The sequence below is a fragment of the Arenibacter algicola genome (assembly GCF_000733925.1).
Classification (GTDB): domain Bacteria; phylum Bacteroidota; class Bacteroidia; order Flavobacteriales; family Flavobacteriaceae; genus Arenibacter; species Arenibacter algicola.
In genome coordinates this window covers 2,417,324-2,441,813 of the sequence record NZ_JPOO01000003.1, presented here as the reverse complement: position 1 = coordinate 2,441,813, position 24,490 = coordinate 2,417,324, and the positions used below count along the sequence as shown (strand labels likewise).

The 24,490-nt window shown below is 38.8% G+C and carries 17 protein-coding genes; 13 read left to right on the top strand and 4 right to left on the bottom strand.

Annotation, left to right across the window (positions count from 1 at the left end; genetic code table 11):
• Nucleotides 1-17 precede the first annotated feature (17 nt).
• Nucleotides 18-668 (top strand): lipoprotein signal peptidase, encoded by a 651-nt coding sequence (locus tag U735_RS0121045; protein WP_031445711.1) that lies wholly within the window; start codon nt 18-20, stop codon nt 666-668.
• Here the strand turns inward: U735_RS0121045 and U735_RS0121040 are convergent.
• Nucleotides 640-1,200, bottom strand: a complete 561-nt coding sequence (locus tag U735_RS0121040; RefSeq protein ID WP_031445710.1) for a 5-formyltetrahydrofolate cyclo-ligase — start codon at nt 1,198-1,200, stop codon at nt 640-642. The genes U735_RS0121045 and U735_RS0121040 overlap by 29 nt on opposite strands.
• Before the next feature lie 577 nt (nt 1,201-1,777).
• Here U735_RS0121040 and uvrC point away from each other — a divergent pair.
• The 10 genes from uvrC (at nt 1,778) to U735_RS0120985 (ending at nt 16,375) form a co-directional block, all read left to right on the top strand.
• Nucleotides 1,778-3,565 (top strand): excinuclease ABC subunit UvrC, encoded by a 1,788-nt coding sequence (uvrC, locus tag U735_RS0121030; RefSeq protein WP_031445709.1) that lies wholly within the window; start codon nt 1,778-1,780, stop codon nt 3,563-3,565.
• Nucleotides 3,566-3,582: 17 nt separating this feature from the next.
• A complete protein-coding gene (locus U735_RS0121025; RefSeq protein WP_031445708.1) occupies nt 3,583-5,838 on the top strand; it encodes a patatin-like phospholipase family protein in 2,256 nt (751 codons plus the stop codon).
• Between the two features lie 260 nt (nt 5,839-6,098).
• Nucleotides 6,099-7,241 (top strand): 4-hydroxyphenylpyruvate dioxygenase, encoded by a 1,143-nt coding sequence (gene hppD / locus U735_RS0121020; protein WP_031445707.1) that lies wholly within the window; start codon nt 6,099-6,101, stop codon nt 7,239-7,241.
• A gap of 427 nt (nt 7,242-7,668) precedes the next feature.
• On the top strand, nt 7,669-8,496 hold the full coding sequence (locus U735_RS0121015; RefSeq protein ID WP_031445706.1) for a DUF3108 domain-containing protein: 828 nt from the start codon (nt 7,669-7,671) through the stop codon (nt 8,494-8,496).
• A 1-nt stretch (nt 8,497) separates the two neighbouring features.
• Nucleotides 8,498-9,457, top strand: a complete 960-nt coding sequence (locus U735_RS0121010; protein WP_031445705.1) for a tryptophan 2,3-dioxygenase family protein — start codon at nt 8,498-8,500, stop codon at nt 9,455-9,457.
• 7 nt (nt 9,458-9,464) lie between these two features.
• The gene (locus U735_RS0121005; RefSeq protein WP_031445704.1) at nt 9,465-10,733 is read left to right on the top strand and encodes a peptidoglycan DD-metalloendopeptidase family protein; all 1,269 of its coding nucleotides are present in this window, start codon (nt 9,465-9,467) and stop codon (nt 10,731-10,733) included.
• 1 nt (nt 10,734) lies between these two features.
• On the top strand, nt 10,735-12,372 hold the full coding sequence (gene pgi, locus U735_RS0121000) for a glucose-6-phosphate isomerase (protein ID WP_031445703.1): 1,638 nt from the start codon (nt 10,735-10,737) through the stop codon (nt 12,370-12,372).
• 172 nt (nt 12,373-12,544) lie between these two features.
• Entirely contained in the window at nt 12,545-15,115 is a 2,571-nt protein-coding gene (locus tag U735_RS0120995) for a TonB-dependent receptor (RefSeq protein WP_031445702.1), read from the top strand.
• Nucleotides 15,116-15,207: 92 nt separating this feature from the next.
• Nucleotides 15,208-15,666, top strand: a complete 459-nt coding sequence (locus U735_RS0120990) for a hypothetical protein (protein WP_031445701.1) — start codon at nt 15,208-15,210, stop codon at nt 15,664-15,666.
• Nucleotides 15,667-15,781: 115 nt separating this feature from the next.
• Complete coding sequence (locus U735_RS0120985) at nt 15,782-16,375, top strand: 3-keto-disaccharide hydrolase (RefSeq protein WP_031445700.1); 594 nt, start codon at nt 15,782-15,784, stop codon at nt 16,373-16,375.
• Between the two features lie 4 nt (nt 16,376-16,379).
• Here the strand turns inward: U735_RS0120985 and U735_RS0120980 are convergent, their stop codons facing one another.
• A complete protein-coding gene (locus U735_RS0120980; protein WP_031445699.1) occupies nt 16,380-17,423 on the bottom strand; it encodes an endonuclease/exonuclease/phosphatase family protein in 1,044 nt (347 codons plus the stop codon).
• A 121-nt stretch (nt 17,424-17,544) separates the two neighbouring features.
• Between U735_RS0120980 and U735_RS0120975 the strand changes: the two genes are divergently transcribed.
• Together U735_RS0120975 and U735_RS0120970 are read left to right on the top strand one after the other, a co-directional pair.
• Nucleotides 17,545-20,286 (top strand): TonB-dependent receptor, encoded by a 2,742-nt coding sequence (locus U735_RS0120975; RefSeq protein WP_031445698.1) that lies wholly within the window; start codon nt 17,545-17,547, stop codon nt 20,284-20,286.
• A 41-nt stretch (nt 20,287-20,327) separates the two neighbouring features.
• A complete protein-coding gene (locus U735_RS0120970; RefSeq protein ID WP_051892273.1) occupies nt 20,328-21,698 on the top strand; it encodes a DUF5689 domain-containing protein in 1,371 nt (456 codons plus the stop codon).
• Nucleotides 21,699-21,700: 2 nt separating this feature from the next.
• On the opposite strand, the gene U735_RS0120965 is transcribed toward U735_RS0120970, so the two are convergent.
• Both U735_RS0120965 and U735_RS25095 read right to left on the bottom strand, forming a co-directional pair.
• Complete coding sequence (locus tag U735_RS0120965) at nt 21,701-22,108, bottom strand: response regulator (RefSeq protein WP_031445696.1); 408 nt, start codon at nt 22,106-22,108, stop codon at nt 21,701-21,703.
• Between the two features lie 13 nt (nt 22,109-22,121).
• Nucleotides 22,122-24,317, bottom strand: a complete 2,196-nt coding sequence (locus U735_RS25095; RefSeq protein ID WP_051892272.1) for a PAS domain S-box protein — start codon at nt 24,315-24,317, stop codon at nt 22,122-22,124.
• Nucleotides 24,318-24,490 lie beyond the last annotated feature (173 nt).

The following is a 24,490-nucleotide window of genomic DNA, read 5'->3' as shown; positions in this document are numbered from 1 at the left end:
AATCTATTTTTTAAATAATGAGTTTAAAGAAATCCCTAATAATCATAATAGCAATTCTGGCTATAGACCAGATAAGCAAAGTATATATTAAGACAAACTTTGTTTTGGGCGAGTCGGTAGATGTCTTTAGTTGGTTCAAGATTTTGTTTATAGAAAACGAAGGGGCTGCTTGGGGAACCAAACTAAGCGATTTATTGCCCATATCTGATGAAGTAGGAAAACTGGTACTTACTATATTTAGATTGTTTGCTATTGTTGGGATAGGTTATTGGTTGTTCGATACCATAAAAAAGAATTCTTCCAAAACCTTAATACTGGCGGTATCCCTCATTTTTGCAGGGGCCCTCGGGAACATATTGGATTCTGTTTTTTACGGCATGATCTTTAACGATAGCTATTCCCAGGTAGCCACGGCATTTTCTTCAGAACCCTATGGTAGTATATTTCACGGCAAGGTGGTAGATATGCTCTACTTTCCTATGATAGACTCCGTGTGGCCAGATTGGGTGCCAGTGGTTGGCGGAAATAATTTTCGTTTTTTCGAACCCGTTTTTAATATTGCGGATACCGCAATTAGTACCGGTGTGGGTATACTAATTGTATTTAATAAAAAAGCTTTTGGAGAAAGTTCTGAGGAAGCTAAAACTGATAAGTCCGATCAGGAGTAACGCAAAAATTTAAAGGAATATCGTGGGGTTCTATATCCACAATTTTTTCTTCAGCCTTAAAAAACGAGAGTCCTACTTTCACAACATCAGGCCTGCACTTGTTCAGTAGCACATCATAAAATCCTTTGCCGTAACCAACTCTGTGACCCTTTTCGTCAAAAGCCATTAACGGTAGAAAGACAACATCTATTTTTTCAGGAGGCACTTCAATTCCGTCTACCGGTTCAGGGATGTTCCAGCGATTTTTTTTTATAGGTGTACTATCGGTAAGTAAATAATTGACAAGATTTTGGCTATCCACAATTTTTGGAAGCAGTATATTTTTGTCCTTACCTTGTAAAATGGACATTATAAAACTGGTGTCGACTTCCTTTTTCTCGGTTATGGAAAGGAATAGATGATAATAGGAATAATTCCAAATGGGTATTTGAAGCAGCCGGTTAGCTATCAATAAGCTTGAATCTAATATTGTTTGTGAAGTAAGATTTTCTCGGCGTTCGGAGTAGATTAAACGCAAATCTTTTTTCAACATAGGGGGTTGGTTAAACTCGGGGCTCTTGGGGAAAGGGTTTAATTAGGAAAACTATTCCTTGGAGGCCACTGCGTAATAAATTTTGAAAAAAAGCATAAGAATTAAGTATGTGCCCAAGGTTATTATATAGTTGTCCATGCGTTAAATAATTTTAATTTTCTAAATATAAATAAAAAAATATAAAAAGCTCCACAAAGGGTATCGTTTTATCGATGAAATGCATCATTTTTAACAAATATTTTGGATTCTGAATTATTTGTCAAAAGTATTTTGCCTTCTATTTTACGTAAAATGCTGTTTATCAACTTGTTATAAAATAGTGTACGATAACGTTAATTTTTTGAAATGGTGTATTTAATCGATATTTATTTTTGACTTATCGAATTTTGTTGGATTGAAGGTTGGATTTAGACTATGGGAAGTTTTACTTTTTGCTAGAGGAATGCAATCATAAAGTGGAAGGTTATCAAAATTTCTCCTAGGGTTCCTAGCTGCGGAGTTAAAATACTATAATCTTTGTGTCCTTTGGGAAAAACACAGTAATTTTCCTTAGTGAAGCATAAATTTATTTGAATACATGGCCCATATACCTATTGAAGTACAGCTAAGTTCGCTTCCTACCACTCCCGGGGTATATCAGTTTTATGATGTGGAGGACAAGATTTTATATGTTGGCAAGGCTAAAAATTTAAAAAAAAGGGTTAGCTCCTATTTTAATAAAACGCACGAGCAAGGAAAGACCCGTGTTCTGGTAAAGAAAATTAGAAGTATTAGGCACATAGTGGTGCCTACCGAGTCCGATGCGCTATTGTTGGAAAATAATCTAATTAAAAAATACCGTCCTAGGTACAATGTTTTGCTTAAGGATGATAAGACTTTTCCATGGATTTGTATAAAAAATGAAAAGTTTCCAAGAATCTTTCCCACTAGGAAATTAATCAAAGATGGATCGGAGTATTTTGGACCGTATACAAGTATGAAAACCATTCATACTTTGTTGGATCTGATAAAAAGTGTTTACCCTCTGCGGACCTGTAGCTATGACCTTGCGCATGATAAAGTCGCCGGTGGCAAATATAAGGTCTGTCTGGAGTACCACTTGGGAAATTGTAAGGGGCCTTGTGAAGGGTATCAATCCGAGGAGGAGTATAACCGGCAAATACAGGAGATCAGGGAGATTATAAAGGGTAATTTTAAGTCATCACTCTACTATTTTAAAAGTCGAATGAAATTACTGGCCCAAGAGATGAAGTTTGAAGAGGCACAGCTCATAAAGGATAAGATAGAGGTTCTGGAAAACTATCAGGTAAAGACCACCATTGTAAATCCTAAAATCAATAATGTGGATGTGTTTACTATAATTTCCGATGAGGCTTTTGCTTATGTAAATTTTCTGCAATTGTCCCATGGCTCCATTATACGTTCCCATACTTTGGAAATCAAGAAGAAATTGGATGAAACGGATGAGGATTTACTTCAATTGGCAATTATTGAAATTAGGCAGCGTTTCAATTCCCATTCAAAGGAGATTTACGTGCCGTTTGAGGTTACCTTGGAGTCGCACCTGAAGGTGGTAGTACCTAAACTGGGAGATAAAAAAAAGATCTTGGAGCTATCGGAACGCAACGCCAAATTTTTTAGACAGGATAGGTTTAAGCAAATAAAGATTATTGACCCGGACAGACATACCAATAGGATAATGGGGCAAATGAAAAAGGATTTGCGACTTTCAATGGAACCCAGACATATAGAGTGTTTTGATAATTCCAACATCCAGGGTAGCAACCCAGTGGCGGCATGTGTTGTATTTAGGGATGGAAAACCTTCAAAAAAGGAGTACAGGCATTACAATATTAAGACGGTTGAAGGTCCGGATGACTTTGCCTCGATGGAGGAAGTTGTTTTTAGACGCTATAAGCGACTTTTGGAAGAGGAACAGTCTTTGCCACAACTTATTGTTATTGATGGAGGCAAGGGGCAGCTGTCATCTGCCCTTAAAAGTTTGGATGCCCTTGGATTAAGAAGGAAGATAGCCATTATAGGAATCGCCAAAAGATTGGAGGAAATTTACTTCCCGGAAGATCCTATTCCTTTATATTTGGATAAAAAGTCCGAATCCCTGAAAATAATTCAGCAGTTGCGGAATGAAGCCCATAGATTTGGGATAACCTTTCACAGGAACAAGAGAAGTAAGGCTGCCATTAATTCGGAATTGGAAAGTATAGAAGGGATAGGGAATAAAACCGTGGAAGAGTTGTTGAAAAACTATAAATCGGTAAAAAGGATAAAAGAGGCCAGTTTAGAGAATTTGGCCCAAACCATTGGAATGTCCAAAGCCAAGAAAATTTATGAAACCTTTCATTAAACCACTTTATTAACTTTATGCTAAAGTCGCTTCTTATATATTGTGTGTTGATTTTTCCGTTGCTCATCCTTTCCCAGGAACGGTTGGAAAATAAGGATGTAAAAGTTGGGCTGGTCTTGAGTGGGGGCGGCGCCAAAGGGTTGGCGCATATTGGGGCCCTTAAGGTTATTGAAGAGGCCGGGGTTAAAATAGACTATATAACAGGAACCAGTATGGGTGCCATTGTTGGGGCGCTCTACGCTTCGGGTTATTCTGCAAAGGAATTGGATTCTATATTTAAAAGTACCGATTTCGAGTCATTGATCCAGGACAACGTTCCCAGAAGCGCCAAAACATTTTACGAGAAGGAAGATTCGGAAAGATATGCCCTTACTCTTCCGTTCAACAAGTTTAAAATTTCCATTCCCCAGGCCATATCGGGAGGGCAAAGTATTTACAATGAGTTTGTTAGGTTGTTGTACCATGTTAAGGAAGTTGATGATTTTAGCGAACTTCCAATCCCTTTTTTATGTGTTGCCACCGATGTGGAAACTGGGGATCAGATATTGTTGGATAAAGGCTATTTGCCCGAGGCAATTCTAGCCAGTGGTACGTTTCCCTCACTTTTTAGACCAGTAGAGATCAATGGAAGAGTATTGATAGACGGGGGTGTGGTAAATAACTACCCCATAGGCGAATTGAAGAAGATGGGCGCCGATGTGGTAATAGGTGTGGATGTACAGCATGGCCTGTCCGATAGGGAATCCTTGTTGAGTGCTACGGAAATACTACTACAGATCAATAATTACAGAACGGTTAGGGATATGCAAAAGAAATCGGCCCAAACCGATATTTATATTACCCCGGATATCAAAGATTACTCGGTAATCGATTTTGACATGGGAAAAGTAATAATAGATAGGGGTGAGGAAGCGGCTAGATTGCATATGGATGAATTGATGAAAATTTCCAAAGCCCCCAATATTAAGTGGCCGAAGATTATAGCTGCCGGGGTAAAGGACACGCTGTTAGTCAATGAATTGATGATTCAAGGGAATTACAATTATTCCAGGGCATATATCAAGGGTAAATTAAGATTTAACGTCGATGATAATATAACATTTGAAAAATTGCAGCAGGGGGTCAATAATTTGTCTGCCACTGGTAATTTTAGAAGCATAAAATATCAATTGCTCGATAATGGGAACGGAGTGGGTCTGCTATTGAATGTAAAAGAAAATCCTGATAAGATGTTCATTCGTCTAGGGGTTCATTTTGATGATCTCTACAAAAGTGCAGGTATCGTAAATCTAACCAGGAAGAATGTTTTAATGGATGATGATGTGGCCTCGGTAGATTTTATCATTGGTGACAATCTAAGGTACAATTTGGAGTATTATGTGGACAAGGGCTTTTATTGGAGTTTTGGAATAAACTCTAGGTTTGATGATTTTAATAAGGAAATAAATTTTGATCTTATTAAATCCAACTTTGATGTAGATAATAGTTCCAATATCAGAAAAATAAACCTAAGTGCCTCAGATCTAACCAATCAGGTGTATTTACAGACTGTAATAGAGGAAGAGTTTGCCTTTACCATAGGGCTGGAACATAAATTACTGAAATTGAGTACTAAAACTTTAGGGCAATTGGACACCATTAGTACTTCTACCTCCACAAATAAGAGAACCTATTTTGAAAATAGTAATTATTATAGTACCTACGGACAGCTGACCTTTGATACCTATGATGATATTTATTTTCCCACCAAAGGGTTATTCTTTGACGGGGACTTTCATTTTTATATCCTGTCATCTGATTTTAACGATAATTTTAAGGAATTTTCAATAGGCAAGGCAAGGATGGGCGGAGCATTTTCATTGGCGAGAAACCTATATCTAAACCTGGAGACTGAAGGAGGGTTTAAGTGGGGCATATCTCCGATTACCTCTCTCGATTTTGTGTTGGGGGGATTTGGGAACCATTTAATAAATAATTTTGTGCCTTTTTACGGATACGATTTTTTAAGTTTGGTTGGTAATAGTTATGTAAAGGCATACGGCAGGCTGGATTTTGAGTTTGTTCCCAAGAACCATATACTGTTGGCAGCAAATGTGGCCAATGTGGGCGATGACCTTTTTAGAACAGCAGATTGGTTCAAAGCTCCTGAGTTTTCAGGTTATGCACTCGGATATGGGTTCGAATCCTTTATTGGGCCAATCCAGGTGATTTATTCCTATTCTCCCCAAATTAAGGAAAACCACTTCTTTTTTAGTATTGGTTATTGGTTTTAAATTTGGTCTTTGGGTGGGTTTTTTGACATCAAAGGAAGACTCTTAACACTTAAAGCCAACATTTATTCCGATATTTGTTAAACACGATTCAGATCATGCTACAATTTAGAATTGATATTACGGCCCATCTTAGGGCTATGTGGTAATTTAACACGATTTGGAGGTTGTCCAACTTTTGTTTTAGACCGTTTGGACTACCTTCTTTTACTGGCTAAGGACTTGGCTAATTATGTATTAATTCTATTCAAAAATCTATTACTATGGCAACTACTGATAATACCTCTTTAAAACTAACAAAGGAAAATCTGGAAGCTCAGGATTTTCTGCCACTGCTGGGCACAGATTACGTAGAACTGTATGTGGGCAACGCAAAACAAGCCGCTTATTACTACATGGCGGCATGGGGTTTTCAGCCCCTGGCTTATTCAGGATTGGAAACAGGATTAAAAGATAGGGTTTCCTACGTGGTACAACAGGACAAAATTAGACTGGTATTAACTTCACCCTTAAAATCTGGCGGGGATATCAATAGGCATATAGATGCTCATGGTGACGGGGTAAAGGTAATCGCATTGTGGGTAGATGATGCTCGGGAGAGTTACGTGGAAACAATGAAACGCGGGGCCGAAAGTTACTTTGAGCCCCGGGCAAAAAGGGATAAAGACGGGGAGGTGGTTACATCCGGCATCCATACTTATGGGGAAACGGTGCATGTTTTTGTGGAACGCAAGAACTATAAGGGGGCATTTATGCCGGGATTTAGGCCTTGGAAACCCTTTTATAGACCAGCGGATGTTGGGTTGAAGTATATAGACCATATAGTGGGCAATGTAGGCTGGAACGAAATGAACAAGTGGTGCCAGTTCTACGCCAAAGTAATGGGCTTTGCCCAATTGGTATCCTTTGACGATAAGGATATATCAACAGAATATACCGCTCTTATGAGCAAGGTAATGAGCAATGGAAACGGAAGGATCAAATTCCCGATAAATGAGCCGGCAGACGGAAAAAAGAAATCCCAAATCGAGGAATATATAGAATTTTATAACGGTGCAGGGGTACAGCATATGGCCTTGGCGACCGACAATATTATTGAAACAGTGAGCGCTCTAAAAAATAGGGGGGTTGAGTTCCTTAATGTACCTTCCAGTTATTATGAAGATGTTTTGGATAGGGTGGGTGCCATAGACGAGGACTTGGTACCTTTGAGTGAGCTCGGAATATTAATAGATAGGGATGATGAGGGGTATTTGCTCCAAATTTTTACTAAACCTATTTTGGACAGGCCAACCATGTTCATTGAAATAATCCAGCGGAAAGGAGCAAAATCTTTTGGGAAGGGTAATTTTAAGGCATTGTTCGAAGCTATTGAGCGGGAACAAGAGTCCCGAGGAACCTTATAAAAAGCCCCTTTTTCTTAACTTTTTGCTAATTTTAGGTATCTAATTATTAAATAGTGTTAATAGAATCGTTAAAGTAAGTTAAATCTTATTTTTAAAGCGAATCATGTATTAAATTTGTCCTCGTAAGGGGTGGTTCCCTTACAACTTTAAGTATTGGTTTTTCATAATTTAAAGTTTGGTTGGTTATTTAGGAAAAGCCCAGTTTTACGACTGGGCTTTTTTTGTGAGCTAATTTTTGGAACAAATTTTGTTTTAGTAATATCAAATAAAAGAAAAGTAAAATCGTTTTTATTAATTTTACAGGAGTAATGAGGTGTTACATAGGCTATTGCAATTAAAGGCCTTAGCCATCAAAATCAAGATCGCCTATGTATTTGATAGGCAGAAAGTACATTAATGCCTACTGTAATTAGATCAATTTGAACAGATGAAAAAGATTTGCATTGTACTGGTTTTAATATTTGGATTAACTATCAATTCCCAGGTTCAACAACTGGAAAATGAAGGCGGGTTTCTTATACCTGAAAATACAGAAAATACATCGGCTTTTAAAATAGGGGAATGGCTAAAGTTTAGAATACATTATGGATTTTTAAATGCAAGTTACGCCACACTACAGGTAAAATCCCATGAATTGGACGGGGTTCCGGTCTATCATGTGGTCGGGAACGGTAAAACTACTGGTTTTGCCAGTATATTTTTTAAGGTGGATGACACCTATGAGAGCTTTTTTGATAAAAAGGATGGCAAGCCCTATAAATTTATAAGAAAAATTGATGAAGGCGGATATACCAAGGATATTGAGGTTAATTTTGACCACAACAAGGATATTGCTGTCTTAAACGATAAAAAAAAGGATAAAAAGTTTAATTTTACCATTCAAGAGGGTATTCAGGATTTGGTTTCGGCCTTTTATTTTCTCCGTAACAACTACAAGGTAGAAGATCTTATAGAAGGTGAGTCTATTGAATTGGATCTCTTGTACGATGATGACGGTGTCTTTAAGTTTAAGCTTAAATACTTGGGCAAGGAGGTCTTAAGAACAAAGTATGGGAAGGTCGAATGTTTAAAGTTTAGGCCTTATGTACAATCCGGACGGGTATTTAAGGAACAGGAAAGTCTGTCGCTTTGGGTGTCCAATGACAGTAATAGAATCCCCATAAGAATACAGGCGGATTTGAGTGTTGGGTCCATAAAGGCGGATTTGGACGGATATAACGGACTCAAACATCAATTTAAAATAATAATGGATTAAAATGAATAAAGAGCATATTGATTCCCAGATTTCCAAACTAGAAGAAAAATATAAGGATTCTGGACAGGACTTAAGCTCTTATTTGGACGGTCTTTTATACCAGCGATATCTTACTTATTGGGATTACATACATTTGGATACCCTGCTCAGCATCCAAGTGCCCAGAACACATTTTCCGGACGAGGAGATTTTTATAATGTACCATCAGATTACCGAATTGTACTTTAAACTTATCCTGCATGAGCAAAAGCAAATTGTGGATGATAAGACCCAGGATGTTGACTTTTTTATTGAGAAGGCAAATCGTATCAATAGTTACTACAAGGTTTTGATATCTTCCTTTAGTGTTATGATAAAAGGTATGCAGCGGGAACAGTTTATGCAGTACAGAATGGCGCTACTTCCGGCCAGTGGGTTTCAATCTGCACAATATAGAATGATAGAGCTATATGCTACCCCTATGGAGAATCTAGTGCATTTCTCAGAACGGGATAATTTTTCCTCAAAAAATTCAATTGAGGAATTATATGAGCATATTTATTGGAAAAAAGGGGCTACGGATGTGGTTACAGGTGAGAAAACTTTGACCTTAAAGCAATTCGAATATCGTTACACTCCCAGGTTGATACGTATAGCCAATGAGGTGAACAACAGTACTATATATCATAAATACCAACAATTGCCACAGAAAAGTAAGGATAATAAAACCTTGGTTGAAGCGTTAAAAGCTTTAGACGTTAATGCTAATATAAATTGGCCACTGATGCACATGGGGTCGGCATATCGTTATTTGACCAAGGACAACGCACAAATTGATGCCACCGGTGGAACAAATTGGAAGGAATATTTGCCTCCAAGTTTCCAGAAAGTTGTATTTTTTCCGGAATTGTATACAAAACAAGAGTTAAATAATTGGGGAAAACAATGGGTAGACCATATCTTTAACCCAGAAAAAGTATAGAATAACAATGCAAAAATATTGGGGCCTAATTTTTAGTTTAGTATTAATTTTTTCATGTAAGGACGACAAACCTGTTAATGAGGAAATAGCAGAGGTGGTAACCATAAAAAAACCTGTTGTTGTAAAAGAGTTTGGGTTTAACCTTGACGATTTTGAGGTCTTGCGGGATACGGTTAAAAATGGAGACAGCTTCGGTGAGCTAATGCTGAGGAATAGTGTTGAATATCCCAAGATAGCAAGAGTTTCAGAACACTTTCGGGATACTTTCGATGTTAGAAAAATAGTTGTTGGAAAACCTTATCTTATTTTGAAGTCCAAGGACACCCTTAATAATGCACAGGTGTTTATCTATCAAAATGATCCCATTAACTATACGGTGGTCGATTTTAGGGACAGCGTCCTGGCCTATAGGAAAAAGCAAAAGGTAAAATATGTGGAGCGTGAAGCTTCTGGAATTATTGAATCCTCTTTGTCCGAAGCAATATTGAAACAGGGTATTGATTACAACGTTACGAACAGTTTATCTGAAATTTACGCATGGACCATAGATTTCTTTAGACTTCAAAAAGGGGACAGGTTCAAGGTAATCTACAAGGAAAAGTATATTAACGATACCATTTATGCAGGTGCCAGCGGAATAGAGGCTGCTTATTTTGAGCACAATGGGGAGCCATTTTACGCCTTTAATTTTGTGTCAGATTCTACCAAAAACATCAATGACTATTATGACGATCAGGCCAAAAACCTTAGACGTACATTTTTGCAGTCGCCAGTTCAGTTTAGCAGAATATCATCCAGGTATAATTTAAACAGAAGAATTGCCTATTATGGTTATAAGGTAAGGCCACATAGGGGAACGGATTATGCAGCTCCAATTGGAACACCTATCCTGGCCACGGCCAATGGCACGGTTACCGAATCTACTAGAAGAGGTGGCAATGGGAAATATGTCAAAATTCAGCACAATGGCACCTACAGTACCCAGTATCTTCATATGAAGAACCAGAAGGTGAAGAAAGGGGATTTTGTGAAGCAGGGCGATGTCATAGGTTGGATAGGAATGACTGGCAATACCGGTGGCCCGCACGTCTGCTATAGATTCTGGAAAAATGGGCACCAGGTAGATCCGTTGAAGGAAAAATTACCGGCTGCCGAACCCATAGCGGATAGCCTAAAAACAGCTTATTTGGATTTTGTAGGGCCTAAGAAAAGTCAATTGGATTGTATTGAATATATAGAATTACCAGAAGAAGATTTGCTAACACTCAACGACTAAAATGGCTTTACAGAATACCGACCCGACCAAAACAGAAGCTTGGAAAAAACTTTCACAACATTATAAAGAGAATACCGATCTTTCTTTAAAGCATTTGTTTGCTATGAATTCTGATAGGGCTAAGAAACACAGCATTCGCTGGAACGAATTTTTCGTAGACTTTTCAAAGAATAGGATTACTGAAGAAACCCTTCAACTACTTTTGCAATTGGCAAATGAAGTTGGATTGAAGGACGCTATCCAGAAACAGTTTGAAGGCGGTATTATAAACCAAACGGAAGGAAGGGCGGTTCTTCATACGGCCTTGAGGGCAAAAAAATCTGATATCATCAAAGTAGATGGGGTTAACATTGTCCCGGAAGTTTACGAGGTGAAACAAAAGATAAAATCTTTTACGGAGTCGGTAATTTCCGGATCTAAAAAGGGATATACCGGAAAAGCCTTTACCGATGTGGTCAATATTGGTATTGGCGGATCGGATTTGGGTCCTGCCATGGTAGTGGAAGCCCTAAAATTTTATGGCAACCATTTAAAAATGCATTTTGTTAGCAATGTGGATGGTGATCATGTTTACGAAACCCTAAAGGGACTAAATCCTGAGACAACATTGTTCGTTGTGGTTTCCAAGACTTTCACTACCCAAGAAACCCTAAGCAATGCCACAACGATAAAAAAATGGTTTCTAAAACATGCTACTCAGGCAGATGTAGCCAAGCATTTTGCCGCGGTCTCAACCAATGCTGAGAAGATTTCGGAATTTGGGATTGACGCAGATAATGTGTTCCCTATGTGGGACTGGGTTGGCGGAAGGTTTTCACTTTGGAGTGCCGTGGGATTATCTATTGGCCTGGCCGTGGGATACGAAAATTTTGATGCCATGTTGGTTGGAGCCAATGAAATGGATCAGCATTTTGCAACTGCCGATTTTGAAGGGAACATACCGGTTATCCTTGCGCTCATAAGCGTTTGGTATAATAATTTTTACGGGGCCGAGACAGAAGCCATTATTCCCTATACCCAATATTTAAGTAGGTTTTCGGCCTATTTACAGCAAGGGATCATGGAGAGCAATGGGAAAAGTATGGACAGGAACGGAAATAGGGTAACTTATGAGACCGGAACCATTATATGGGGAGAGCCTGGTACCAATTCCCAGCACGCCTTTTTTCAATTGATCCATCAAGGGACTAAATTAATTCCTACCGATTTTATTGGATTCAAGGAATCCTTGCACGGAGACAAAGACCACCATAATAAATTAATGGCCAACTTCTTTGCGCAAACCGAGGCACTAATGAACGGCAAGACTGCTGAAGAGGTCAGAAAGGAATTGGAGGATAAAAAGGTTTCGGAAAAAGAGATTTCGGAAATCCTGCCATTTAAAGTTTTTGAAGGAAACAAACCTACCAATACCTTATTAATAGATAAGCTAACCCCCAAGAGTTTGGGGTCCCTAATTGCCATGTACGAACATAAAATATTTGTTCAGGGCATTGTTTGGAACATATTTAGTTACGATCAGTGGGGTGTAGAATTGGGCAAGCAATTGGCTACTGCCATATTGAACGATATTGAGGGGTCCACAATTGCGAATCATGACGCTTCTACGTTAAATCTTTTAAATTTATTTAAGAAATAATTGGCAATTTTGCCAATTCCCAATAAACAGTATTAACTTACTGTCTTTCAGGAGTTATTAAGGTTTTTAATGTTAAATTTGCACCTACTAATTTAACATTAAAGTAATGTATTGTTGTAAAAATTTACTCACTTTTGCAGCCATTATTTGAAACTAATTAACTCTTAGAAAAATGAAAAAAATGTACTTTGCTATTGCCGCATTTTTGTTAACGGCGATAGGGTTTTCCCAAGGAACCATTACTGGTTCTGTAGTAGATGGCGATTTTGGTGATCCCTTACCCGGAGCGAATATTATGGTTCAGGGAACCACCACTGGGGTTGCCGCAGACTTTGATGGTAATTTTACCATTGAGGTATCCCAAAGTTCTGGGACTTTGGTAATTTCCTATATCGGATTTATAAGTAAGAAAGTAAATTTCACAACAGTCGGCAACATCGGTACCATATCCCTAAATCCGGACGCACAGGAATTGGAAGGAGTGGTTATTGTGGGCTCTGGAATTATTGATTTGGCCGAGGACAGACAAACGCCCATAGCAGTGTCTACCATAAAGGCAAGGGAAATTAGGGAGAAAACAGGAAACTGGGATTTACCTGAGTTATTAAAGTCTACGCCTTCAGTTCAGAACGTTAAGGGAGGTGGTTTTGGAGATGGTCAAATGTTCTTAAGGGGGTTTGATCAGACCAATACGGCATTCCTGTTAAACGGACAGCCTATCAACGGGATGGAAGATGGAAAAATGTACTGGTCCAACTGGTCCGGAGTATTGGATATTGCCAATGCCGTACAGGTACAGAGGGGATTGGGATCTTCTAAATTGGCCATTTCATCTGTTGGAGGTACGGTAAACATTGTGACCAAAACTTTGGACAAACGCGAAGGAGGTTTTTTTCAATCTATGATTGCCAATGATAATTATATTAAGACCACAGGATATTATTCAACCGGGATAATGGAAAATGGCTTGTCTGTTGCTGCAATGTTGGGCCATTGGCAAGGAGATGGTTATGTGAATAATACAGGAGGTCAAGGTCAGACTTATTTCTTGTCCTTTGGTTATGTTCCCAATGAAAATAACATCTTCAACTTTTTGATAACAGGTGCTCCACAATGGCATGCAGCCGCTGGATCCGACAATCTTAGGACTTTTTTGGATAATGGAAGAAAATACAATTCTTGGAATACTCCAGATGTCAACAGTCCTAACACCTTAAATGGGGGCGCTTACCCAGGTGGTAGAAATATTTACCACAAACCGGTAGCCAACCTAAGCTGGGACTTGACTTTTAACGATACTGCCTCTTTGTCTACCGTATTGTATGGTTCAATAGGAAGGGGGAGTTTTGCCCAATTAATTACAGATAGAAATACAGGGGAAGCACTATATGCCAGAGGTTCCAACAACAACCATAACTGGGGAGGTTTGGTAACCAACTTCAATAAGCAAATCAATGAAAACCTTAATTTCAACATTGGGGCGGATGTTCGTTTGTACAACGGAATCCACTTTAGGGATGTAAGGGAATTTATAGGGGTTAATTCGGTATCAGCTTCCAGCAATTACAACGGAGGTGCCTACGAACTTACCAATGCCTATGGAGGTATTAATCCTTGGAATATAACCTTTAACCCCAATGATGACCACTCCCAAAGATTTGGTTATGATTATGAGGAAAGGATAAACTACGCAGGTGTTTTTGGACAATTGGAGTATTCCAAAGGTGCTTTTTCTACCTTCTTTCAAGGGTCCGCCTCTACACAATCCCATATCAGGGAGGAATTTTTGAATGCAGCCAATGAAGGGCAATCCGAAGAATCGGAAAAAGTAAACAACCCAGGATTTAACGTTAAGGCCGGTGTGGCCTATAACCTATCCGAGCAAAACGCAATATTTGCCAATGCTGGTTACTACTCGCGTCAGCCCTATCACAGTGATCTGTATATAGACGATAGAAATTCAAATGAATTGAATCCTTTGGCAACCGAAAATCAGAAGATTACAGGATTGGAAGGTGGATATAAGTTTATGGGCGATATTTTATCTGCCAACCTGAACGTGTATTACACTATTTGGGACAATAGGATACAATATAGTTCCGATGATACCAATAATGATAATATCGTGGACGAGTTCACTCAGACAAGTCCTTTAAAGCAGGTACATTCCGGTGTAGAATTGGAAGTGTTTGCACGCCCTGCGGACGGGTTGAATTTTCAGGGATTTGTGTCCATTGGAAATTGGGAGTATGACGGGAATGTTACCACCACCACCTCTGATGAAAACGGAAATATAATTTCTACGGGAGACCCTAGTTATATAGATGGTGTAAAAATAGGTCAGGCTGCACAGTTTACTGCAGGTATTAGTGGAGACTACGAAATATTGCCAAGACTTAAATTGGATGCCAACTGGAATCTTTATGACAATTTATACGGTTCTACACTTTTTGGGGATTCCGAATTTTCGACTGCCAACAACAGAGGTGCTATTAAATTGCCATCTTATGACACTATGGATGCCGGACTCTCTTACCGTATGTTGGTCGGAAAGGACAACAATAAATCCATTCAGTTCCGTTTAAACATTAACAATGTCTTTGATGAGGTATATTTGGAAAGTTCAAGTGATAACACACATGTTGAACCGGGAGATGATGTTTGGAACGGTGTAAATACCGATAACAGAGTTAGGTTTGGTTATGGTAGGACTTGGAACTTTAATTTGCGCTATAACTTCTAAGTATCAATAAAAGCAAAAAATGACGACCCCGCTATTAAGCGGGGTTTTTTTATTCCCAAAATTCCTTACATTTATAAATTAAAATAAAAACTATGGAAGATTACGGATTAGCACATCAATGGATTCTCGCCTTACATTCTTATTTTGCCTATGTGGTATTGGCTGTATTATTTTTAGCCGTGGCCAATGGTATTTTGGGGTGGACAGGAAATAAGGATTTCACACTGAGAAAGGATTTTAGAATTAGCCTATTTGCGCTAATTTTATCACATCTGCAACTCTTGGTGGGCCTGGTACTCTATTTTGTGTCTTCGAATGGATTGAATGCCATTAAAACATTGGGCATGGGTGGGTTAAACTCTGCATCCCGTTTATTGGCCGTAGAACATCCATTTATCAACATAATTGCAGTTGTCTTTATTACGGTTGGCTGGTCCAAACACAAGAAAGTTTTGGAAGGCAAAAGAAAATTTAAGACCATTACCATTTTTTATGGTTTGGGATTGATCCTCATCCTTAGCAGAATTCCCTGGGCACAATGGCTCAATTGATCAATTGTCCTTGGGGGTATTAAGGTTCCTTGGACAAATGACGGACTATTGGCCGTTGTAATAATCCTAACAAATTAGAAATATCAATAAATCATAAACCTAATTTATGTACCACATGAAAAATTTAGTAGTTGTTGTTCTGGCCCTTATGGCCATTCCTGCCATCTCTCAGGAAATGTCGCTGTTTAATGGCAAAGATTTATCGGGCTGGACGATCTACGGCACAGAAAAATGGTACGTGGAAGATGGACTTCTTGTTTCCGAGAGTGGACCGGACAAACAATATGGTTATTTGGCCACGGATAAATATTACGATGATTTTGAACTTACCTTGGAGTTTAAGCAGGAAGCAAATGGGAACAGTGGCGTGTTCGTGAGGTCTACTGTGGACGGCACCAAAGTTAGTGGTTGGCAGGTAGAAGTTGCACCCCCGGGCCATGATACAGGTGGTGTCTATGAGTCCTATGGCAGGGGATGGCTAATTAAACCCGATCCCGAAAAGGATAAGGTACTCAAGGAAGGGGAGTGGAATACGATGAAAATAAAGCTCTCTGGCAATAAATTAACTTCATGGCTCAATGGTACGGAAATGGTAAGCATTACCGATGATAAAATTGGTGCAGGTAAAGGTTCTATTGCCCTTCAGATCCATGACGGGGGCGGAATTAAGGTAAAGTGGAGAAATATCAATATTGTGCTTCCGCAATAATTATCTAGTCTACAGCCTTTATTAGGTGGATATATACAGGAAAATGGTCACTGTAACCACCAATATAGTTTCCTCCTGCATAGGTACGTAATGGATATCCCTTGTATTGGCCCTTTTTGTCGATTAGGTAAGACGGACTATAAACCCCTGCTTTCCAAAAACGGTATTGGTCCGGTGATTCTTGAACAATATTGGCAGTGAAATAAATCTGATCAAATAGGTTCCATCGGTCCCTATAGGCCAAGGAGCCTATTCCTTTTTTATAGAGTATTTCCATAGGATTATAAAGATCGCTATTTTCCAAGTCTGCGACCTTTCCCTTGGTTTTCAATATTTTTTTTAAACTGTCATCTATTGGGTCGTCGTTAAGATCGCCCATGCTAATGATTTTTGCTTTTGGACTCAACTCTGAAATGGAATCTATAATCCTCTTATTTAGTCGGGCAGCCTCTATTCTATTGGGCTTGCTCCTAGCTTCCCCTCCGCTTCTTGAAGGCCAGTGATTTACAATGAAATGCATTTCCTCCCCGTCTAAAAGGCCACTTACTACCAATTGATCCCTGGTGTAATCCCTATAGTCGTTTTCATTGGTGAGCAATAATCGGAGACTGACAAATGAAGTGGGCAAAAAGGCTTCTGTTTTATATAAAAGGGCCACATCTATGCCTCGCTCATCTGGGGAATCGTAATGAATTATTCCATAATCCTTCTCCCTAAGATGGGGATGGTTTATCAGGTCCTCCACTACCTGTCTATTTTCCAGTTCACATAGCCCAATAATATCTGGGGAAGTTTGGGTGTCGGGATTCCCTATTTCCGACAATACCTTGGACATATTGTAAATTTTATGGTTATAGCGTTCAATGGTCCAATTATCCTTTCCATCCGGAGTGCGGTCGTCGTCAAAGGTCAATGAGTCGTTAACGGTATCAAATAAGTTCTCCAAATTGTAAAAGGCCACAGTTCTAATCTTATACGTCTTAGCCTCCTGTGCTAGGACACCGCTAAATGTAAAAAAGGTCACAAATAAGGTGTAAGTAATACTCATGGATTACATTATTTCTTGAATACTGTAAGCAATACATTAACTTTTCTTGAAATAAAATAAGAATATACTGTTAATTATTAATATCTTATAACCAAATTGTTAAAATATTTCATCTTCAGGAATGAAAAATGGTTTGGCAATATCCTTTTTATTACTGCAGGGCATCTGGGGTTATGCACAGGAAATCTACTATGTTAAGGGTTTTGTAAGGGATATGGTAACCCAAGAAACCATTGAATATGCAAAAATTGAAATTTCAGGGTCTGCTCCTGTAAAACCTGATCCCGTCGATGGGAAATTTGTGCTTTCGCTAAAACAGCCCGGAGATTATATACTATCTATTACCGCCCAAGATTATCTAATCAAAAGAATGCCCATTTCTATAGGTTCTGAAGATTTGGATCTGGGAATTATTTTTTTGGATCGTGATATTGTCCAGGAGAAAACAGACAACTTAATTACGTTAACGGATTCTGACTTGTTGGAAGATGAAAGCATTTCAATGACATCGGGCATGTTACAGGCGACCAAGGATATTTTTCTAAATAGGGCGGCATTCGATTTTGGTCAGGCATTTTTTCGTGTAAGGGGCTATGGATCGGAAAATGGTGTTATCCTCCTAAACGGTATTCCCATGAACAAATTAATGGACGGTCGTCCTCAATGGAATAATTGGGGAGGCCTTAACGATGTTACAAGAAATCAGGAATTTACCCATGGGTTACAGGCATCGGATTACTCCTTTGGAGGTATTTTGGGTACAACAAATATTAGTACCAGGCCATCCACTTTTAGGAAAGGGATGCGTTTGTCTTCTTCGGCCTCCAACAGAACTTATGCGGGCCGATTTATGGCTACCTATTCCTCCGGTGTGCCTCAAAAAGGCATCAATTACAGTGTCTCGGCCTCTAGAAGATGGGCAAAGGAGGGTTATATTGATGGTACCTTGTACGATGCATATTCTTTTTTTGGTGCTTTTGAATACAAATTGAATGACAAAAACAGCATCAATCTAACAGGCATTTGGGCTTCCAATCGTCGGGGAAGGTCTTCCGCTATAACCGAGGAAGTTTTTCAATTGGCCGGGAATAGATATAACCCTTATTGGGGTACTCAAAACGATAAAATTAGGAACTCCAGGGAGCGGAAAATTGTGGATCCCATTTTTATGTTGAATCATTTTTATACCACCAAAAGATTTACTTTAAATACGGGGTTATCCTATCAATTTGGAACCAATTCCAAGGGTAGGTTGGGATACTATAATGCCCCAAATCCGGATAAGACTTATTACAGATATTTACCAAGTTATTATATCAATAGTCCTATTGGAGCCAATTTTATTGGCGCTAATAGGGCCAAAGACGGATTCCTGAATAATCCACAGTTAAATTGGAACGATCTATACCAGGCAAATTCCAGTTTGTCTGTCCAGGGCAAAGCGGCTTATATTTACTATGAGGATACCAATGAGGACCAACAGTTTAATGTCTCCACGATTGGTAATTACGCCCTAAATGATCACCTGAAAATTGATTTTGGCGGGCATTATACCAATTTGGACTCGGATAACTATGCGGAAATCAGCGATTTGTTGGGGGCTGAATATCATGAGGATATAGATCCGTTTTCCAACACAAAAAATGATCTGGATGGTAGTCTAAATAAAACAACATCCAATCTATTCAACTACCATTATCATATTAAAGCTGAAGTCTATGACGCTTTTGCCCAATTTGCTATACGGTATCCCAAGTGGGACGGGTTTTTTGGGGCTAATTATACCTCAACCAATTATCAAAGGGACGGCCAATTTAGGAATGAGCGTTTTTTGAATACCTCCTTCGGAAAGGGTGAAAAAGTTGAATTTTCCAATTTTGGGGCCAAAGGGGGTTTAACCTATAAATTTAACGGTAGGCATTGGGTTGCTTTGAACGGGGCGTATCTGACCAAGCCCCCGGTTTATCAAAATGTTTTTATAAATCCTAGGGAGAATAACCAGGTGGTAAATGATATTCAAAGCGAAACAATTACAACTACAGATCTCAACTATTATATAAGACTACCTAATTTAACCGGACGCGTATCCGGCTATTATACCCGATTTCAGAATATTACAGATATTAATTTTTTCTTTGTAGATGCAGGGGTGGGCAGCGATTTTGTTCAGGAAGTCCTTACGGATTTGGACAAACTTCATTTAGGGACGGAAATAGGATTGGAGTATCAGCTTTCTTCAGCCGTGAAACTATCCCTAGTGGCTGCCCTAGGCAAATTTCTTTATGCCAGTGACCCTTTTGTAACCATAAATTTTGATACGGCCGGAGCAGAGGAAGATATCCTTGGCCCTGAAGGCAATATAGATTTAGGAATTGCAAAGGTGAAGGATTACAAGTTGCCCCAAGGGCCTCAAAAGGCATTTGCCCTAGGGGTGGAATACCGAGATCCCAAATATTGGTGGATAGGAGCTACCGCTAATTATTTGGGGAATAATTATGCCAGTATTTCTACGATAACAAGGACACAGAGTTTTTATTTGGATCCAGATACTGGTTCGGCATTTCCAGAGGCTACGGATGAAAATGTAGAACGCTTATTGTCCCAAAATAAATTGGATAATTTCTATTTGTTGAATATGGTAGGGGGTAAATCTTGGTTGAAAAAGGGGAAGTATATAAGTGTTTTTGCGAGTATTAACAATGTTTTTGATGCAGTTTTTAGAACAGGAGGATACGAACAAAGCAGGAACGGTAATTTTGGACAGTTGCAACAGGATAACTTAAGCGGCAGCCCTTCATTTGCACCCAAATATTGGTATGGCTATGGACGTACGTATTTTATAAATTTTGCTATTAGTTTTTAAAATTCCCTTTTGTAATTGGACTGGAGAGAAATAATGGAACAATGAATTTCAGGATCAACAATATTAAATGCGTTGCTTCCCTTCTGGGTTTATACCTGCTAATGGCCTGTGTTAAGGATGCAAATTTTGAGACTCCCAAAAGCGATTGTACATCTGAGCTTTCGGCCAATTTAAGCATAGGGGATTTTAAGGCGCTGTATGTGGATGAATTGATACAAATTCAGGAAGATTGGGTTATAGAAGGGTATGTAGTATCTTCAGACCTGGCAGGCAACTTTTTTGGAACATTGCACATCCAGGACAATTTAGTCAATCCCACTCAGGGCCTGCAATTGGAAATTGATATAAGGGATTCGCATTTGTTTTATGAAGTGGGCTCTAAAATTCTTATAAAAACCAAGGGGCTTTATTTGGGGATGAGCAAAGGGGTATTTAAATTGGGGGGCGTTTTTAGTGCTTTTGGCAACCCCGCTGTGGGGCGTTTACCTGCGGCCATAGTTGGGGAGCATTTGTTTAAATCCTGTGATCCATTGGGAGGGCTCCAACCAAAAAAAGTCGGTATTAATGATTTGGAGGATTCCATGATAAGCACCTTGGTACAGTTTGAGAATATGGAAATTTTGTTGGCAGAATTGGGACAAACCTTTGCGATTAAAGAGGAGGAAACCATAAGGAACTTGATCAATTGTGAGGATTTGGAACTTGAACTACTGAACAGTGGGTATTCCGATTTTCAGGCCAAGCTTTTGCCAGAAGGGAATGGAACCATAACCGGGGTTTTAATAAAGGACAATAAAGATTATCAATTGGTAATAAGGGATACTTTGGATATTGCTTTTACGGATATTCGGTGTGAGGATTTGGTGGATGAATTTACGTCAACAAAGATTTTTATCTCCGAGTTGGCGGATCCGGATAACAATGTGGGAGCAAGGTTCGTAGAGCTCTATAATTCGGATTCGGAACCTCTTGATCTAAAGGGATGGACTCTAAGAAGGTACACTAATGATAATACGGAAATAAGTTCTACCATAGATTTGTCGGGATTTGTAATTGAAGGCAATAGTACCTTTGTTATTTCTCCCAATGCCTCAGAGTTCGAAAACGTATACGGTTTCCCTCCCAGCCATAGTGTATCTATTAATAGTCCTGCAGATTCCAACGGGGATGATAATTTGGAATTGGTGGATCCTTTTGGGACTGTAATAGACATTTTTGGAGTTATTGGCGAGGATGGGTCTGGCACCAACCATGAATTTGAAGATGGCAGGGCAATACGAAATGGAGATGTCATGGAAGCTAATCCAATTTATACTCCCAGCGAATGGACAATATATAATGATACCGGAGAAGCGGGTACTATCAATGAACCTCAAAACGCTCCAGACAATTTTAATCCGGGCATTAGGTAATTTTAACTGTTACTACCATCAGACAGTAATTTAAGCAGATCTGCGGATTTTATTGGTTTCAATATGTAGTTGCTTACCAAACTATAATCCTGGACCTTAATTACATCCCTTGGATCTATAGAGGAACTGATAATATAAATAGTTACTGCTTTGGTATTGTTATTCGGAATTTTAATAAAATCATCCAGAAATTCCCATCCATCCATAATGGGCATATTCAGGTCCAATAAAATAATGGAAGGTAGCGCTATCCCTTCGGCGACCATATTGTTCAATCCGTCTATGGCATCCTGTCCATTTTTATAGACTACTATCGTGTTGCAGAAATCGATTTCCTTCATCGACTTTTTAATGCCATATATGGCAATTGGGTCATCATCTATGATACAACTACTTTCAATTTTTCCCATTGTTGATTCATTTTTATGCGGCAACCAAGGTGATTCTAAAAAGTGTTCCCTTGTCAACGGCACTTTCCACTTCAATTTTTCCGTTCATTGCCTCTATTTGATTTTTGGTGATAAATAGTCCTATTCCCTTGGAATCCTCATGTTCATGAAACGTTTTGTACATTCCGAACAGCTTTTTTCCATGTCGCTCAAGGTTGATTCCCAGTCCATTATCCCTGAAGTTTAAGGTAATGAACTTTCCGGTCTTGGTGGCCTCAATCATAATCTTTGGAATTCTATTGGGGCTGCTGTATTTTATACTGTTGGTAAAAAGATTTAGAAGAACACTGTCTAGATAGGCATGTATGCCTTTTACTTTAATTGACTGGTCTATGGAGATGTGGCATTCTACATTTTTTTGATTTAGGAGGGCACTAATATTCTTCTCAACGCTTTTAACTATGTGATTTAAATTAACATCCTGTAATTGGCCTTTTGCTTCGGTGGTAATCTGTACAACTTCATTTAGGTGCATTACCGTTTCGTTTAAACTTTCCGATGCGTTCATTATCATTGCTTCAATTTCCTTCTTTTCACTTTCTCCTTGCTCCTCTAGTAAATAAGTGGACAACATGGAAAGATTGGAAGAGTGTGAGCGTAGATTGTGGGAAACAATATGGGCAAAATTTAATAAGCTATCATTTTGACTTTTAGTTAATTCCAAGAACTCTTCGGATTTCTTTTGGGCTTCAATTTTTGCTGTAATATCCACGACTTGGGAAATAAAATGGGAAATATTACCTTCTATATCCTTAACGGCAGTAACAGTGAGCACAACGTATACGATTGTTCCCTTTTTATGGAAGTATCTTTTTTCCAATTGGTAACTATTAATCTTCCCATCCAATAACCTTTGTAGTTGGGATAAATCATTCTTTAGATCTTCGGGATGTGTAATATCTTGAAAGGTAAGTTTTAACAGTTCGTTTCTAGTGTAGCCTAGACTATTACAGAGACTGTCATTTACATCCATCCAAGTACCATCCTTTGCCACCAGTGCCATTCCTACCGCAGAGGATTTAAAGGACCCCTTAAAAGACTCCTCATTCTTGTTTAATTTTAATTGAGTATTCACCAATTTAGTAATATCCCAATTGGTCCCAACCATTTTAATTATTTTTCCCTCATTGTCCTTGAAAATACCGGCATTGGCCTTAATGTGTTTTATAGTGCCATCTGGATGGACGATTCGAAACACGGTTTTAAAATCTTTTATTCCGGACACGGCCAGGTCAAATTCCTGTAAGCATCGCTCTAGGTCATCTGGATGTACGGTGGCTTTCCAGGATTCGAAATTGCCCTTGAAGTCTTTGCGTTTTACTCCAAATAGAGGGAACATTTCATCGTTCCACTCAAGCTCATCTTTATGCAAATTGTATTCCCAAATTCCTATATTGGCCACTTCTGTAGCCAAATCTAGCCTTTCCTTAATTTGGGCATTCTTGATTTCGGCTTTTTTCTTTTTGTCTATATCTTGAAATATTCCATAAAGTCTAACACATTTTCCATTGACAAACTCTGGCATTCCCTTGGCCCTTACCCACAATTCTTTACCTCTTGCGGTAACAATCTGTAATTCGGTATCCCATTCTTCTCCGTTGGTAATGGCGTTTTGAATCAACTCGGTAATTTTTTCCCTATGTTCCCCTTCCTTATAGAAATTTATACCTGTCTCCAAACACGGTACATAATCTAAGGGCACTTCATGTATCTGCTTTGTAATTCTGGACCAATGAATGGTATTGGTAATCATATCCAAATCCCAACCTCCCATTTTGGCTACATTTTCGGCCGCGATCAATAAGTCTTTAGAGCGTTTTATCTTGGTAATGTTGGTACAGGTTATTATTAGGCCACCAATTGTACCGTCTGTATCTTTCCAAGGTTTAATATTCCATTGATACCATTTATTGCTACCGTCCGGCATAATATGTTTTTGTTCCTCAACAATGTTATCGTCAATGGAAAAACTATTTTCTAGGATTTTTCGAAATAACGCAGGGGTACTTGGGACAACGTCAAAAAAATATTTTCCAAAAATATTTTTATCATGGGTTGTAAACTCTTGTTGCCATGGAGTGGAACAATTTATAAAACAGAGATTAGTATCTAATGTGGCAATGGCAATAGGGGCTTCTTCTATTGTAATCGTACGCGTTAATGTGTCCAAAATTGTTAAGCTTTTAGGGGAATTTATTAAGAAAACGTAGGAATATGCCTATAAATTGTGAATGGCGAAAAAATTCCTATAAGACTACGAATTTCTTGTATTGAATATGTGAAATGTTCCCTGTGGATCCAAATTATAAATGAATTGGAGTTTTTATCGAATGTTTGGCCAAG

Coding starts and splice junctions, on each gene's coding strand:
- U735_RS0120985 (WP_031445700.1), top strand. CDS start 15,782: ATGAAAAATTTAGTAGTTGTTGTTCTGGCCCTTATGGCCATTCCTGCC.
- U735_RS0121040 (WP_031445710.1), bottom strand. CDS start 1,200: ATGTTGAAAAAAGATTTGCGTTTAATCTACTCCGAACGCCGAGAAAAT.
- U735_RS0121005 (WP_031445704.1), top strand. CDS start 9,465: ATGCAAAAATATTGGGGCCTAATTTTTAGTTTAGTATTAATTTTTTCA.
- hppD (WP_031445707.1), top strand. CDS start 6,099: ATGGCAACTACTGATAATACCTCTTTAAAACTAACAAAGGAAAATCTG.
- uvrC (WP_031445709.1), top strand. CDS start 1,778: ATGGCCCATATACCTATTGAAGTACAGCTAAGTTCGCTTCCTACCACT.
- U735_RS0120995 (WP_031445702.1), top strand. CDS start 12,545: ATGAAAAAAATGTACTTTGCTATTGCCGCATTTTTGTTAACGGCGATA.
- U735_RS0120970 (WP_051892273.1), top strand. CDS start 20,328: ATGAATTTCAGGATCAACAATATTAAATGCGTTGCTTCCCTTCTGGGT.
- U735_RS0121010 (WP_031445705.1), top strand. CDS start 8,498: ATGAATAAAGAGCATATTGATTCCCAGATTTCCAAACTAGAAGAAAAA.
- U735_RS0120990 (WP_031445701.1), top strand. CDS start 15,208: ATGGAAGATTACGGATTAGCACATCAATGGATTCTCGCCTTACATTCT.
- U735_RS0120965 (WP_031445696.1), bottom strand. CDS start 22,108: ATGGGAAAAATTGAAAGTAGTTGTATCATAGATGATGACCCAATTGCC.
- U735_RS0121015 (WP_031445706.1), top strand. CDS start 7,669: ATGAAAAAGATTTGCATTGTACTGGTTTTAATATTTGGATTAACTATC.
- U735_RS0120980 (WP_031445699.1), bottom strand. CDS start 17,423: ATGAGTATTACTTACACCTTATTTGTGACCTTTTTTACATTTAGCGGT.
- U735_RS0121045 (WP_031445711.1), top strand. CDS start 18: ATGAGTTTAAAGAAATCCCTAATAATCATAATAGCAATTCTGGCTATA.
- U735_RS0121025 (WP_031445708.1), top strand. CDS start 3,583: ATGCTAAAGTCGCTTCTTATATATTGTGTGTTGATTTTTCCGTTGCTC.
- U735_RS0120975 (WP_031445698.1), top strand. CDS start 17,545: ATGAAAAATGGTTTGGCAATATCCTTTTTATTACTGCAGGGCATCTGG.
- pgi (WP_031445703.1), top strand. CDS start 10,735: ATGGCTTTACAGAATACCGACCCGACCAAAACAGAAGCTTGGAAAAAA.